The sequence below is a fragment of the Kribbella sp. HUAS MG21 genome, from assembly GCF_040254265.1.
Taxonomy (GTDB): Bacteria; Actinomycetota; Actinomycetes; order Propionibacteriales; family Kribbellaceae; genus Kribbella.
In genome coordinates, this window is the sequence record NZ_CP158165.1 from 623,176 (window position 1) to 636,956 (window position 13,781).

The window sequence follows — 13,781 nt, forward strand, 5'->3', positions numbered from 1 at the left end:
CGGGTGATCCTCTCATGTCACTGGTAACACCCGGGGGTTCCGTACGTAAAGTGCATGGGGGAGGTCTGGGTAATCCATTACTCGAGCGGCTACTCTTCGATCCAGGAAGGGAGCCCACAGTGCCGACTGTCAGCGACGTGGCCGCGCGCGCCGGGGTGTCGACGGCGACCGTGTCGCGGGCGCTGAACGGGAAACCGACCGTCGACCCGGACCTCGCCGCCCGCGTCCGGGCCGCCGCCGCGGAGCTCGGGTACCAGCCGAACGGCCCCGCGCGGAACCTGCGCCGCCAGGAGGCGGCCGTGGTCGCGCTGATCATCTCGGACGTGGAAAACCCTTTCTTCACGGCGATCGCGCGCGGTGTCGAGGACGTCGCGCACGAGGTCGGGTACTCCGTCGTGCTCTGCAACTCCGACGAGAGCGCGCAGAAGGAGAGCCGGTACGTCGACATCGCGATCCAGGAGCGGGTGGCCGGCGTCATCCTGTCCCCGAGCGGCCCGGACTCCTCGGTCGCGAAGCTGGCCTCCCGGGGTACGGCGTACGTCGCGGTGGACCGCCCGCTGCCGGGGCAGGACAGCGACGTGGTGCTGGTCGACACCCGGCTGGCGGCCCGCGAGGCGACCGCGCATTTAGTTGCCCAAGGCTACGAACGGATCGGTTGCATCACCGGTCCGGCCGGGGTCCGTACGGCGGACGACCGGTTGGCCGGGTACCGCGACGCGCTCCGCCGCCGGAGTACGGCGAAACTCGTCCGGCGGACCGAGTACCGGGCGGGCGGAGCGCACCGCGCCGCGCTGGACCTGCTGTCGAAACCCGAGCCGCCCGACGCGCTGCTGGTCGCGAACAACGCGATGGCGGTCGGCGTACTGCAGGCGTTGCAGGAGCGAGGCCTCCGGGCCGGTCGCGACGTCGGCATCGTCGCGTTCGACGACGCCCCGTGGGCCGCGCTCGTCGACCCGCCGCTGTCCGTCGTCGCGCAACCGGCGTACGAGATCGGCGCCGAGGCGGCCCGGCTGCTGCTGGCACGCATCGCCGACGACACCCGGCCGCCGACCACCACGACGCTGGGCGCCAGGCTGATCGAACGAGCAAGCTCCCGGCGCTGATCCGGACCGCCACGCCATCACAATCCGGGCGGACCGGCGAGTCCACGCTCGCGGGTGCGGCTCAGCCGCGATTGTGATGGCCTGGCGGTCGGCGCCCGGCATCAGCCGGTCGGGTTCTCCTCGGCGTAGATCTTGGCGGCGTTCGACGCGTCGATCAGGCGCGTCGGGAGGATCTGGGACCGCTCGACGGTGCCGCAGTCGACCAGGATCTTCTTCGCGGCGGCGATGGCCTCCTTGCCGTTCGTCGGGTACGTGAACGTCGCGGACAGCCGGCCCTGCTCGACGGCCTTGATCCCGCCGGACGGGATCGGCAGCGCGTCGATCCCGATGAATTTCATCTCCTTCTCCCGGCCGACCGCCTTCGCGGCCAGGTACGCGCCCTCGGCCATCGGGTCGTTGTGCGCGTACACCACGTCGATCTTCGGGTTCGCCTTCAGCAGCGCATCCATCTGCGCCTGGCCCTTCTCCCGCAGCCAGTCGCCGCTGGCGTCGGCGATCACCTTGATCTTCGGGTTCGCCTTGATCGCGTCCATGAAGCCCTGGTGCCGCTCGGCCTGCGGCGTCGCGCCGGCGAGCCCCTTCAGCTCGACCACGTTGCCGCCCGACGGCAGCAGCTTCTCGGCGACGTACTTGCCGGCCTCGGAGCCAATCTGCACGTTGTCGCCGCCGATGAACCCGGTGTACGCGTCGCCCTCGACCTTCCGGTCCAGCACGATCACCGGGATGCCCTTGTCGTACGCCTTCTTCACCACCGCGGTCAGCGGTTTGGCCTCGTTCGGGCTGATGATCAGCAGGTCGATCTGCTGGGTGATGTAGTTCTCCACGTCCGCGACCTGCTTGGCGTTGTCCTGCGCCGCGTCCGCGAACTTCACGTCGAACTGCGGCACCTCCTTGGCGGCCGCCCGGATGTCGTCGTCCATCCGCTGCCGGTACGGCTCGGCGACGTTCGCCTGGCTCATCCCGATCGTGTACTTGCCGTCCGCGCCCTTGCAGGACTTGGACGCCTCGGGCGACGCGCCCGAGGTCCGCTCGCTGGTGGTCCCGCAGCCGGCGAGGACGAGCGCGGTGACGGCCGTGGCGGCCAGAGAAATTCTGAGAGAGCGCATGGTGCGAACCTTCCTCACGAGGCGGGGCGGAGTCGCTGCAGCGCGGCGGCCGCAACGATCACCAGTCCCTTGATCAGGAGCTGGATGTTGGAGTCGATGTTGTTGAGGGCCAGGATGTTGTTGAGTACGCCGAGCAGCAGCGCGCCCGCCACGGTTCCGGCGACCGAGCCGCGGCCGCCCATCAGGCTGGTGCCGCCGATCACCACCGCGGCGATCGCGTCGAGCTCGTAGCCGATGCCGTCGTTCGGGCTGCCCTGGTTGAGCTGGACGGCGTGCACGATGCCGGCCAGCGACGCGAGCAGCCCGCAGATCGCGAAGACGGCGATCTTCACCCGCACCACCGGGACGCCGGACAGCCGCGCGGCCTTCTCGTTGCCGCCGACGGCGTACAGGTGCCGGGAGAACGCGCTGATCCGCAGGAACACCACCGCCGCGATCGCGACACCGGAGAAGATCAGCACCGGGATCGGCACCAGCCCGCCGAACGTGCGCTCGCCCAGGATCGCGAACGACGAGGGCGCCTCCTTCGGACCGTCGCCGTACGAGATCGCGACGCCCTGGCCGCCGGACCAGATCCGCGCCAGACCGCGCGCTATCTGCAACCCGGCGAGTGTGACGATGAACGACTGGATCCCGATCATCGCGGTCGCGACGCCCTGCAGGGCACCGAAGACCAGGCCGATCGCGAGCACCAGCAGCACCGACGGCAGGAAGCCCCAGTCGTTCTCGACCATCAGTACCGCGGACCCGACCGCGGCCAGGCCGAGCACCGCGCCGACCGACAGGTCGATCCCGCCGATCAGGATCACGAACGTCATACCGACCGCGATGATCCCGATCTCGGACACCGCGCGGACCACGTTCGCCAGGTTGTCCGCGCTGATGAACAGGATCTCGCCGTTCTTGCGCGGCGAGAAGATGATCGCCGCGACGAACACCGCGATCAGCCCGAACACGCTCTGGAACCGGAACAGTGTCGCCGCCACACCGCCGGACGCCTGCTGCACCGGTGTGGGGATCTTGTCCTGCACGTCGGTCACTGCACTCCTCCGACCTCGTCGAACACGGCACCTTGTCCCATCGCGGCAGCCAGCAGGTCGCCTTCACCCGAGTCCGCCGTACTGAAGGCCGCGACGTCCCGGCCGTCCCGCAGTACGACGACGCGGTCGCAGACGCCGACCAGTTCCGGGAGCTCGGACGACGCCAGCAGTACGCCGAGACCTTGCGCCGCGAGCTCACCGAGCAGGCGGTAGATCTCGGCCTTCGCGCCCACGTCGACGCCGCGCGTCGGCTCGTCGAGGAGCAGCAGCTTGGGCTCGGTGAGCAGCATCCGGCCGAACACGACCTTCTGCTGGTTACCGCCCGACAGCGTGCCGACCTCGTCCTGCAACCGCCCGAACTTGAGCCGCAACCGGTCGGCCATCTGCACCGACGCGGCGCGCTCCATCCGGCGCGCGATCACCCCGGCCCGGCCGTACGAGGGAAGACTCGAGACGACGGTGTTCGCGAGGATCGAGTGGAACAGGACGAGCCCCGACGCGCGCCGGTCCTCCGGGACGAAACCGATGCCCTGGGCAAGTGCCTGGCGCGGGCCGCGCGGCCGGATCGGCTTGCCCTGCAGGAGGATCCGGCCAGTGCGGGTACCGCCGGGCGCCACGCCGTACAGGGTCTCGAGGAGTTCGGTGCGGCCGGCGCCGAGGAGACCGGCGAGCCCGACGATCTCGCCGGCGCGGACGGTCAGCGAGATGCCGTCCGGGTCACGACGGCCGGGACGCGGGCGGCGGGGTACGAGTCTGAGGTTCTCGATCCGCAGCAACTCGTCGCCTGTATCGATGTCCGGCGTGGTGAACATCGTCTGCACCGGGCGGCCGACCATCGCCTCGACGACCTCAGCCGTACTGAGGGCGCGCGGATCGAAGCTGGTGACGATCCGGCCGTTGCGGAGCACCGTCGCGCGGTCGGCGACCTGCGCGATCTCCTCCATCCGGTGCGAGATGTAGACGATGCCGACGCCGCTCTGCCGGAGTTCGCGGATCACGTCGAAGAGCCGCTCGACCTCGGAGCTGGTGAGCGCGGACGTCGGCTCGTCCATGATCAGCACCCGGGCGTCGAGCGAGATCGCCTTCGCGATCGTGACGAGCTGCTGCTCGCCGACTCGCAGCTCGCCGACCGGGCGGCGCGGATCGAGGCTGACGCCGCTGCGGTCGAGCAGTTCGCGGGCCGCGCGTTCCATCCGGCGACGGTCGACGGTGCGCAACGGGGTCCGCAGCTCGCGGCCGAGGAAGATGTTGTCCGCGACCGACAGGCCGGGGACCAGGTCGAGTTCCTGGTGGATCATCGCGATCCCGGCGGCCTGCGCGTCGGTCGGCCCGTTGAAGCGCACCGGGCTGCCGTTGATCGCGATGCTGCCGTCGTATTCCGTGACGTCGCCGGACAGGATCTTCATCAGCGTGCTCTTGCCGGCGCCGTTCTCGCCGAGCAGCGCGTGCACCTCGCCGACGCCGAGTACGAAGTCCACCTCGTCGCAGGCCTGGACGCCGCCGTACCGCTTCCCGATCCCGGCCATCCGGACAAGGTCACCGTCAGGCACCATGCGACCTCCACGATCGGGCGAGTAATCGATTTCCCGGACGCTAGACCGCACCCCTCCGGCCCGTCAACCCCTCACCGGGTCAACAGTCGTAACCGTGACCCAGCTTCAGGGCTGGACGGGCCGGAGGGGCACCTGTTCGATCTGGATGGAAAGGGCGAGGTCAGTTCCCCGAGACACTCACCTTCGCGAACAACGGGCGGCCGCTCGGCGGCATCACGAAGTTCTGCACGCGGGAGCGGACCGCGGCGTTCGAGGCGAGGTCGGCGGGGAAGATCCCGACGGCGTCGTCCCAGAGGATCTGGCCGGCCTGCTGGTAGAGCCCTGGCCGCGCGGCCTGGTCGACCGACGAGCGGGCGTCCAGCAGCAGCTTGTCGAGCGCGGGGTTGCAGTAGCCGTTGCGCTTCGCCGAGCAGACGTACAACCGGGCCAGCGTGTAGTCGGCGTCACCAGTGCCGGTCACGTTGGTCTGCAGGTTCATGTCCCAGTTGAGCTTGCCGAAGTCCTCCAGCCACTGCGCCCGCTCCTTCTCCAGCGGCTTGACCGTGATGCCGACCTTCGCCCAGTCCGAGATCATCGCCTGCGCCAGCGCCCGGATGTTCGGACCGCCTTCCAGCGGCCATTGCATCGAGGTGGTGAGCCCGTTCGGGTACCCCGCCTCGGCCAGCAACTGCTTCGCCTTCGCCGGGTCGTACTTGTACGGCGACAACTTCGGCGCCCCGATGACACCCTGCGCGAGCGGCGCCTGCGCGACCGAGGCGAGGTCGCCGAAGAGGTCCTTCACGGTGCCTTCGAGGTTCAGCGCGTACCAGAACGCCTGCCGGACCCGCTTGTCGGTGAACGGCTTGCGGTTGGAGTTGAACCAGTTGAAGTAGTACGTCCAGCTCGGCGTCGTCGAGTACGTGATCGACTCGCTGCCCTTGACCGAGCCGACCTGGTCCGGCGGGATCTGGGTCAGGACGTCGACCTCGCCGTTCTCCAGCCCGGTGATCCGCCCGGCGACCTCCGGGATGTTCACGAACTCCAGCTTGGCGAGCTTCGGCGGACCGTCCCAGTACGTCGGGTTCGCGGCGAGCTCGAGGTTCTCGTCGGGCTTGAACGACGTGACGGTGAACGGCCCGGTGCCGATCGGCTGGTTGAAGAACCCGTCGGTGTCGACCTTCGCGGCCGGGCCGATGAACAGCAGGGTCAGCGAGCTGAGCAGCGTGCCGAGCGGCTTGCTGGTCTTCACCGTCACGGTCTGGTCGTCGGTCGCGGCGAACGACGTCACGGTCGAGTACAGCGGCACCAGCGGCCCGTCGAGCTTCTTGTGCCGTTCGTACGACGCGACGACGTCCTTCGCGGTGAACGCCGTACCGTCGGAGAACTTCACGCCGGAGCGCAGCTTGAACACCCAGGAGTTCGGGTCCGGGTTCTCCCACGAGGTCGCGAGGACCGGGACGATCTTGCCGTCCTCGACCCGGACCAGCGGCTCCATGATCTGCTGGATCGCGGTCTGCACCGCCTCCTCACCGGCGTACTTGTGGGTGTCCAGCGACACCGGGAACATCGCGGGGGCGTAGCGCAGGACCTGCTCCCCGTCGGTACCCGGTTCGCTCGCGGGCGAGCACGCGGCCACGGCGGCCAGTACGGCGACGGCGACGGCCGCCACGAATCGCTTCCTCAACACAGGGGTTCTCCTCAGAGCGTGTAGGTGGCGACGACCGGGTAGTGGTCGGAGGGGGCGCGGCCGTCGTGGAAGAAGTCGACGACCTCGCTGGACCGGGCGGCGAGCGGGCCGCGGGCGAAGATCCAGTCGATCGCCTTGGGTGGTGAGGCGAGCGGTGACAACCGGGTGCCGATCGGCCCGGTGGCGACCGTCGGCACGACCGGATGGGTCACCGGGGAGTGCCGGCCGAGAGCGGTGAAACTGTCCAGGAACCCGGCGTTCCCGAGTTCCCACTGCGGTGGGCCGATGTCGTTGATGTCGACGGTGAACAGACAGGTGTCCTTGCCTGCCAGGCGTTCGAGGGTGTCCGCGATCGCGCGGGCCTGGCTGACCCGGCGGTTGACGTGGTCGGTGCGTTCGTCCGGGTGGCCGGGCCAGGTGAGGTGCGCCGTACTGAAGATCAGCTCGGGGCCGTCGGGGGTGCGGAGCCTGACCCAGAAGAGGTTCGCGTCCGGCGAGAGGATGCCGACGTCCTCGGCGCCGTGCTCGACGTAGGTGAAGAGGTCGCGGTGCCACCACAGGTTGCTCTGGGTCTCCCAGCCGGCCGTTCCGTCGACGCGGTCGTGGTCGGGGAGGACGTCGTCGAGGAGCTTGCGGGTGACGGGACGGAGCTCCTGTACGGCGAGGAGGTCCGGCGGGCGGGTGCTGAACAGGCTCGCGATCGCGTCCCGCCGCTGGTCGAGGTGGAAGTCGGCCCACAGGTTGTAGGTCATCGCCACGAACGTGAAGGTCATCGGTCCACCCCGGTCGGCACGTTGTACGTCGTCAGTCCGTCGAGCCGCAGCGTGGTGAGCGAACAGTTGCCGGGCGGGTCGAGCACCAGCTCGGCGCCCGCCGGCAGGTTCAGCGCGGCCGCGGTCGCGACCCGGATCGGCCCGCCGTGGGTCACGACCAGTACTCGTCGTACGCCGCCTCGGGTGATCTCCTGCATCGCTTCCCACACCCGGGCGCGGAGTTGGCGGAAGGTCTCGCCGCCGCCGCGCGCTACGTCTTCACCTCGGGCGAAGGCATCCACCACGTCTGCCTCTTCGGCGTAGACATCAGCGAACGTGCGGCCGCCCCAGGTTCCGACGTCGATCTCGCGCCAGCGCTTGTCGATGCGTACGGCCGGGTGGTCGAGCGTGTCGACGTACGGCTGGAGGGTCTCTGTCACCCGTTGCAGGTCGCTGGCGACGATCTCGTCGAAGTCGTACGACTGGAGGTACCCCGCCGCGTCCTTGGCCTGCTGACGGCCGCGCGCGCTCAGGCCGGTGCCTTGCTGGCCTTGGTAGCGGTGCTCGGCGTTCCACACGGACTCGCCGTGGCGAAGGAGGAAGAGTTCCGTCATCGGGCGGCTCCGGTCAGCTCGGCGGCGAAGTGGCAGGCAGCCGGGTGCAGGTCGAGGCGAGTGGTCAGCTCGGGTACGTCGTGCGCGCACCGGTCCTCGGCCTTCCAGCACCGGGTGCGGAACCGGCACCCGGACGGCGGATCCGCCGGGGACGGGACGTCGCCGCCGATGATGATCTGCTCGCGGGCCGGCTTGTCCCACGGATTCGGGTCGGGTACGGCGGACAGCAGGGCCTGGGTGTACGGGTGCAGCGGGCGGGTGAACAGCTCGTCCTGCGGCGCGGTCTCGACGACGCGGCCGAGGTACATCACCGCGACCTGGTCCGAGATGTGGCGGACGACGGAGAGGTCGTGGGCGATGAACAGGTACGCGAGACCGAGGTCGCGGCGGAGGTCCTCGAGGAGGTTGAGCACCTGCGCCTGGACGGAGACGTCGAGCGCGGAGACCGCTTCGTCGCAGATCACCAGCTTGGGACGGAGGGCGAGTGCGCGGGCGATCCCGATCCGCTGCCGCTGGCCGCCGGAGAACTGGTGCGGGTAGCGCTGCGCGTGGTCCGGGTTCAGGCCGACGCGCTCGAGCAGTTCGCGGACCTCGGCGCGGTGCCGGTTGCGGGGTACGACGTCCGGGTGGATCTGCCACGCCTCGGCGACGATCTGTTCGACGGTCGCGCGCGGGTTCAGCGAGGCGTACGGGTCCTGGAAGATCATCTGCAACTGCCGCCGCACCCGCCGCATCGATGCCTTGGGCAACGAGGTCAGTTCTTCGCCGTCGAACACGATGCTCCCCGACCGCGCCTTCTCCAGCCCGATGATCGTCCGGGCGACGGTCGACTTCCCCGATCCCGACTCTCCCACCAGCCCCAGACATCCACCCGCCGGAATGTCGAAGGACACCCCGGCCACCGCCTGAATCTGCCCGACGGTCCGTCGGAGGACAGCAGACCGCATCGGGAAGGAGGTGTGCAGATCGCGCACCGACAACAACGGAGCCGCGGAGCGGGTGTCGGCGGGCGAGGCGGAGGACGGACTGTCAGCGGGCATCGGCCAGGGCTCCTTCCGGGTGGTGGCAGGCGGCTAGGTGGGTGGGGGTGCGGCCGGGGAGTTCGCGGAGGGCGGGTTCGACGTCGGCGCAGAGTGCGTCGGCGTACCGGCAGCGTGGGCGGAACGAGCAGCCTGACGGGAGCGCCAGCAGGTCGGGTGGTGAACCCTTGATCGGGGTGAGCCGGTCGCGGGGGCCTTCGAGGGTGGGGATGGAGGCCATGAGGCCGGAGGTGTACGGATGGGCGCTGTGTTGGTAGACCTCGCGGAGGGGACCGGTCTCCACGACGCGCCCGGCGTACATCAGGACGACTCGGTCGGCCACGTCGGCCACCACGCCGAGGTCGTGGGTGATGAGGACCAGCGACATGCCTTCCTCGGACTGCAGCCGCGTGAGCAGGTCCATGATCTGCGCCTGGACCGTGACGTCCAGCGCGGTCGTCGGCTCGTCGGCGATCAGCAGCCGCGGCGACAGCGCGAGCGCCATCGCGATCATCACCCGCTGCCGCATCCCGCCCGAGAACTGGTGCGGGTAGTCGTCCAGCCGCTTCGACGCCGCCGGGATGCCGACCCGTTTCATCAGCTCCAGCGCCGCCGCCCGCGCCTCGCGACGCGACGCGCCGCGGTGCCGGCGGAACATCTCCGCGATCTGCGTCCCGACCCGGAACACCGGGTTCAGCGAGCTCAACGGATCCTGGAAGACCATCGCGATCTCCCGGCCCCGCAGGCCTTTCGCGACACCGGGCGCCAGCAGGTCGCGGCCGTCGTACGTGATCGATCCGCCGCACACCCGCCCGGCCGGCTTCGGCACGATGCCCAGCACCGCCTGCGCCGTGACGGACTTGCCGCTGCCGGACTCCCCCAGCAGCGCGACCGTCTCACCGGCTCCGACCTCGAACGACGCCCCGTCGACCGCGCTCACCACTCCACCAGCGGTGGCGAACTCGACGCGCAGGTCCCGCACACTCAGCAGCGGCTCCATCACATGCTCCTCAGTCGCGGGTCGTACCGGTCCCGGAGCGCGTCGCCGAGCACTCCGAGCGAGATCACCAGGAACGCCAGCGCGATCCCCGGGATCGTCGAGATCCACCACGCGTCGGCCAGGTAGTTGCGGCCGTTCGCGATCGTCACACCCCAGCTCGGCGTGGAGGCCGGCGTCCCGAGGCCGAGGAAGCTCAGCGAGGCCTCGGCCAGGATCACGTGGCCGATCTCCACGGTCGCCACCACCAGCACGGGCGCAATGCAGGCCGGCAGCACGCACCGCGTGACCAACCGCCACGTCCCCGCGCCCAGCGTCCGCGACGCGTCCACGAACTCGCGCCGCCGGGTGGCCAGCGCCTGCCCGCGCGCGACGCGGGCGAACGTCACCCAGTTCGCCACCGCGAGCACGATCACCACGTTCACCACCGAGGGACCGAGCAACGCCGCGATGAAGATCGCCAGCAGGATCGACGGGAACGCCAGCTGGATGTCCGCGAGCCGCATCAGGACGCCGTCCAGCCAGCCGCCGAAGTACCCGGCCGCGAGACCGATGGTGACGCCAATGGTCCCGGCCAGCACCAGCGTCGCGAGCCCGACCGCGATCGAGATCCGTGCCCCCTGCAACATCTGCGCGAACAGGTCCTGCCCGACCTGGTCGGTGCCGAAGATCGCGAACGACCCGTCGGACAACCGCGTGAACGGCGGCTTCAACCGGTCCGCCGTCCGCGTGCCGACCGCGTCGTACCGCACCAGCCACGGCCCGATCGCCGCCGCGACGACGTACACCGCGATCACCGCGAACCCGAATCTGATCCGCGCCGATCCGGCCCTGGTACGACGGCGCGCGGCCACCGGCGCCGGTACGGAAAGCTCGACAGTCAAGGTCAGTCACCAGCCAGACGGACCCGCGGGTCCAGGAAGCCGTAGAGCAGGTCCACGAGCAGGTTGATCACCACGAAGATCGTTGCCACCAGCAAGATCGAGGCCTGGACGACGCCGTAGTCGCGGCGCCCGATCGAGTCGATCAGCAACCGGCCGACACCCGGCCAGGCGAACACCGTCTCGACGATCACGGTGCCGCCGAGCAACGCCCCGAACTGCAGGCCGACCACGGTCACGATCGGGATCAGCGCGTTCCGCAGCGCGTGTACGAGGATCACGATCCCCTCGCCGAGCCCCTTCGCCCGCGCGGTCTGCACGTACCCCTCGTGCACGACCTCGAGCAGCCCGCTGCGGGTCAGCCGCACCAGGATCGCCAGGAACGGCAACGCCAGCGTGATCGTCGGCAGCACCAGGTGCGACCACGTCCCGGATCCCGCGCTGGGCAGCACCTTCAGCCCGCGCGCGAACACCAGGATCAGCACGATCCCGAGCCAGAACGACGGCGTCGACTGGCCCATCAGCGAGAACACCGAGATCGTCCGGTCCACCCAGCTGTGCGCCCGCAGCGCCGCGATCACCCCGAGCGGCAGCCCGATCAGCAGCGACAGCAGCAGCGCGGTCGTCGCCAGCTGGATGGTGGCCGGAACCCGTTGCAGGACAAGGCTCATGGAGTCCGCGTTCAGCCGGAACGACTCCCCGAAGTCCAGGTGCACGACGTTCGCCAGGTACGTCGCGTACTGCTGGATCAACGGCTGGTCGAGCCCGAGCTGCTCGCGCAACGCGGCCACCTGGGTCTGGTCCGCGTCGGGACCGAGCATGATGTACGCCGGGTCGCCGGGCACGAGGCGCAGTACGACGAAGATGATCGTGACCGCGCCCCACAGGACGAAAAGCGAGAAGAACAAGCGCCGTACGACGTACGCCCCCATCAGACGCCGCTCCGCAGGACGGAGACCACGCGCCGGAGCTCGTCGACGGAGCCCGGCTGGATCAGCTCCGCACCGAGTGCGCCCGCACAGCTGCCGTCGCTCGCGCGCACCGGGACGGCGACCATCCGGGGCAGCGAGGCGACCGGGCGCGCGTTGTGCGCGAAGCCGGAGACGCGGATCCGCTGCAGCGTGTCGAGCAGGTCGGGCGTACCCGTTACCTGGTCGGCCGGCAGGGCGGAGAGGTAAGCACGGCCGAGGGCGCTGCGACGCAGCGAGACCGCGTGGCCCGGCTGCACGAGCACTGCACCAGCCGGTGAATTCGACCCGCCCGCACCCCCAGCGACCGCCGCGACCTGCAGCACCGTCCCGGCCGACTTCGGCAGCGGCTTCGCCAGCACGACCAGGCGTCCGAGCCGGTCCCCGAGCTCGATCAGTGCGCGCTCCGGGCCGGATCGGCGTTCGGGGGCGTGGCGGAGGGCCGCGAGGCCGTCGCGGGCGGTGTAGCGATGGTCGTCGACCTGGGCCGCCAAGCCGTGGGCGCAGAAGGTCGCGAGGATGCGATGGACGGTGCTCTTGTGCAGACCGACGGTGCCGGCCAGCTCGGTGACGCCGTACGGGCGGTCCTCCCGATTGAGCTCGGCCAGGACGGTGAGGGCACGGCTCAACGACTGCATGGTGCCTCCAAGGAAGAGTGCGCCGCCGTGAACGTTAACGGTAGCGTTAATGCACCGTAGAAGTGCGTGAATTGAGTGTCAATAGACCGCTGTTGCTCAGGGTGGAACGGCCCGTTGACGGCCAATTCCCGTGAACGTTAACTTCACCGCACATCCAACTTCCCTGGGAGGCACTGCGTGACGACATCCGACGTGCGCGCCGCGCTACTGTCCGCCGATCCGAAGCTGTCGAAGTTCTCGCCGCTGCCGCGCATCCTGGCCTTCGACGAGTTCGACAGCGGCACGCACGGCTGGACCGAACTGCTCGGCAACTACAACGGCCGCGGCGACCTCAGCACGGTCGACGACCACATGCGCGACTTCCGGCCGCCGCAACTGTCGGCCTGCAACTTCTTCGACATCGGTACGCACGGCGCGCTCAGCGGCACGTACGCGCTCAAGCTCGCCACCCGCCCGTACAAGGGCCACACCGCGGTCGCGATCCGCCGGCTCACGATGAGCGGCCGCGGCCTCGTGCAGCTCGAGACGTACTTCGCCTTCAAGTCCGAGGCGACGCTGGGCGGCAGCGCCGAGCTCGACAGCTTCGGCGACGTCCAGTGGGACGGCAACACGCACCCGTCCGAGGCGCAGTTCGGCGCGTTCACGGTCGCCACCGACCTGTGCGGCGACGGCGGCCTGCGGTACCACACGGTCGCGCGGTACCAGAACACCGACATGGACAACCACTTCACCCGGCGGTGGATGGCGCCGACCGTCCCGGAACCGACGCCCCGCGAGCACTTCGAGGGCAAGGTGAAACTGGAGTACGCCGCCGACTTCACCGCGCCGAACCCGGAGGACTGGGAGCCGTTCGGCGAGCCGCAGGAGCTCTGCTACAACGAGGTCCCGACCAAGGTGAACTGGCACTACCTGCGCTGGCTGATCGACACCGACAAGCGCAAGAACGTCGAGCTGCAGGTGAACGACCGCGTGATGGACATGCGCGACGTCCCGGTCCCGCCGTACGAGGAACGCTACGAGACGCTCGAGAACCTGCTGAACTTCTACTTCTCGGTGCGCACCCACAGCTCGGTGCGCAACTTCCTCTTCCTCGACTCCGTCCTGATCTCGGTTGATTGGTAGGCCCATGCGACAGTCCATGACGGCGGTACTGGAACGCGACACGACGTTCGACACCCGCTTCGCCACCGAACCGTACGAGGTCGCCTGGGCGAGTGAGGCACGCTGGTTCGTGCAGCACGTCGGCGGCGACGGTACGGCGACGTACGTCACGCAGGTCTCTCCCGACGGGCTGACCTGGTGCGACCTCGACGACCGCGAACATGTGGTCGAGCCGGGCAAACTCGTCAGCTGGCCGGCCGCCGGGTTCGGCCACTGGCTCCGGCTTCGCGCTAGGGTCGAAGGCTCGGTGCAGGTACGGATCCACCTGGCCGTGAAGGCGTAA

Annotated in this window: 14 protein-coding genes; 3 read left to right on the top strand and 11 right to left on the bottom strand. The window is 69.5% G+C overall.

Annotated features, from left to right (window positions below):
- The first annotated feature begins 119 nt into the window (after positions 1-119).
- Complete coding sequence (locus ABN611_RS02980) at positions 120-1,103, top strand: LacI family DNA-binding transcriptional regulator (protein WP_350278195.1); 984 nt, start codon at positions 120-122, stop codon at positions 1,101-1,103.
- A gap of 101 nt (positions 1,104-1,204) precedes the next feature.
- On the opposite strand, the gene ABN611_RS02985 is transcribed toward ABN611_RS02980, so the two are convergent.
- From ABN611_RS02985 to ABN611_RS03035, 11 genes are all read right to left on the bottom strand, one after another.
- Positions 1,205-2,209 (bottom strand): substrate-binding domain-containing protein, encoded by a 1,005-nt coding sequence (locus ABN611_RS02985; RefSeq protein ID WP_350278196.1) that lies wholly within the window; start codon positions 2,207-2,209, stop codon positions 1,205-1,207.
- 14 nt (positions 2,210-2,223) lie between these two features.
- On the bottom strand, positions 2,224-3,249 hold the full coding sequence (locus ABN611_RS02990) for an ABC transporter permease (RefSeq protein WP_350278197.1): 1,026 nt from the start codon (positions 3,247-3,249) through the stop codon (positions 2,224-2,226).
- Positions 3,246-4,802, bottom strand: coding sequence for a sugar ABC transporter ATP-binding protein (locus tag ABN611_RS02995; RefSeq protein WP_350278198.1), 1,557 nt, complete (start codon positions 4,800-4,802; stop codon positions 3,246-3,248). Before ABN611_RS02995 ends, ABN611_RS02990 begins: the two co-directional genes overlap by 4 nt.
- A gap of 160 nt (positions 4,803-4,962) precedes the next feature.
- Positions 4,963-6,468, bottom strand: a complete 1,506-nt coding sequence (locus ABN611_RS03000) for an ABC transporter substrate-binding protein (protein WP_350278199.1) — start codon at positions 6,466-6,468, stop codon at positions 4,963-4,965.
- Between the two features lie 11 nt (positions 6,469-6,479).
- A complete protein-coding gene (locus ABN611_RS03005; RefSeq protein ID WP_350278200.1) occupies positions 6,480-7,241 on the bottom strand; it encodes an endonuclease/exonuclease/phosphatase family protein in 762 nt (253 codons plus the stop codon).
- Positions 7,238-7,834 (bottom strand): histidine phosphatase family protein, encoded by a 597-nt coding sequence (locus ABN611_RS03010; protein ID WP_350278201.1) that lies wholly within the window; start codon positions 7,832-7,834, stop codon positions 7,238-7,240. Before ABN611_RS03010 ends, ABN611_RS03005 begins: the two co-directional genes overlap by 4 nt.
- Entirely contained in the window at positions 7,831-8,874 is a 1,044-nt protein-coding gene (locus tag ABN611_RS03015) for an oligopeptide/dipeptide ABC transporter ATP-binding protein (protein WP_350278202.1), read from the bottom strand. Before ABN611_RS03015 ends, ABN611_RS03010 begins: the two co-directional genes overlap by 4 nt.
- Positions 8,864-9,853, bottom strand: a complete 990-nt coding sequence (locus ABN611_RS03020) for an ABC transporter ATP-binding protein (RefSeq protein WP_350278203.1) — start codon at positions 9,851-9,853, stop codon at positions 8,864-8,866. Before ABN611_RS03020 ends, ABN611_RS03015 begins: the two co-directional genes overlap by 11 nt.
- A complete protein-coding gene (locus ABN611_RS03025) occupies positions 9,853-10,734 on the bottom strand; it encodes an ABC transporter permease (RefSeq protein ID WP_350278204.1) in 882 nt (293 codons plus the stop codon). The genes ABN611_RS03020 and ABN611_RS03025 overlap by 1 nt, the downstream gene beginning before the upstream one ends.
- Before the next feature lie 2 nt (positions 10,735-10,736).
- The gene (nikB, locus tag ABN611_RS03030; protein WP_350278205.1) at positions 10,737-11,663 is read right to left on the bottom strand and encodes a nickel ABC transporter permease; all 927 of its coding nucleotides are present in this window, start codon (positions 11,661-11,663) and stop codon (positions 10,737-10,739) included.
- Entirely contained in the window at positions 11,663-12,337 is a 675-nt protein-coding gene (locus ABN611_RS03035) for a helix-turn-helix domain-containing protein (RefSeq protein ID WP_350278206.1), read from the bottom strand. The genes nikB and ABN611_RS03035 overlap by 1 nt, the downstream gene beginning before the upstream one ends.
- Before the next feature lie 177 nt (positions 12,338-12,514).
- Here ABN611_RS03035 and ABN611_RS03040 point away from each other — a divergent pair, with 177 nt between their 5' ends.
- Positions 12,515-13,459, top strand: coding sequence for a DUF6772 family protein (locus ABN611_RS03040; RefSeq protein ID WP_350278207.1), 945 nt, complete (start codon positions 12,515-12,517; stop codon positions 13,457-13,459).
- Positions 13,460-13,463: 4 nt separating this feature from the next.
- Positions 13,464-13,781 (top strand): hypothetical protein, encoded by a 318-nt coding sequence (locus ABN611_RS03045; protein WP_350278208.1) that lies wholly within the window; start codon positions 13,464-13,466, stop codon positions 13,779-13,781.

What these genes read in the sequence shown, in the direction of transcription:
- ABN611_RS03045 (WP_350278208.1), top strand. Translation starts at nt 13,464, where the DNA reads ATGCGACAGTCCATGACGGCGGTACTGGAACGCGACACGACGTTCGAC.
- ABN611_RS03005 (WP_350278200.1), bottom strand. Translation starts at nt 7,241, where the DNA reads ATGACCTTCACGTTCGTGGCGATGACCTACAACCTGTGGGCCGACTTC.
- ABN611_RS02985 (WP_350278196.1), bottom strand. Translation starts at nt 2,209, where the DNA reads ATGCGCTCTCTCAGAATTTCTCTGGCCGCCACGGCCGTCACCGCGCTC.
- ABN611_RS03020 (WP_350278203.1), bottom strand. Translation starts at nt 9,853, where the DNA reads ATGGAGCCGCTGCTGAGTGTGCGGGACCTGCGCGTCGAGTTCGCCACC.
- ABN611_RS03010 (WP_350278201.1), bottom strand. Translation starts at nt 7,834, where the DNA reads ATGACGGAACTCTTCCTCCTTCGCCACGGCGAGTCCGTGTGGAACGCC.
- ABN611_RS03015 (WP_350278202.1), bottom strand. Translation starts at nt 8,874, where the DNA reads ATGCCCGCTGACAGTCCGTCCTCCGCCTCGCCCGCCGACACCCGCTCC.
- ABN611_RS03035 (WP_350278206.1), bottom strand. Translation starts at nt 12,337, where the DNA reads ATGCAGTCGTTGAGCCGTGCCCTCACCGTCCTGGCCGAGCTCAATCGG.
- nikB (WP_350278205.1), bottom strand. Translation starts at nt 11,663, where the DNA reads ATGGGGGCGTACGTCGTACGGCGCTTGTTCTTCTCGCTTTTCGTCCTG.
- ABN611_RS02995 (WP_350278198.1), bottom strand. Translation starts at nt 4,802, where the DNA reads ATGGTGCCTGACGGTGACCTTGTCCGGATGGCCGGGATCGGGAAGCGG.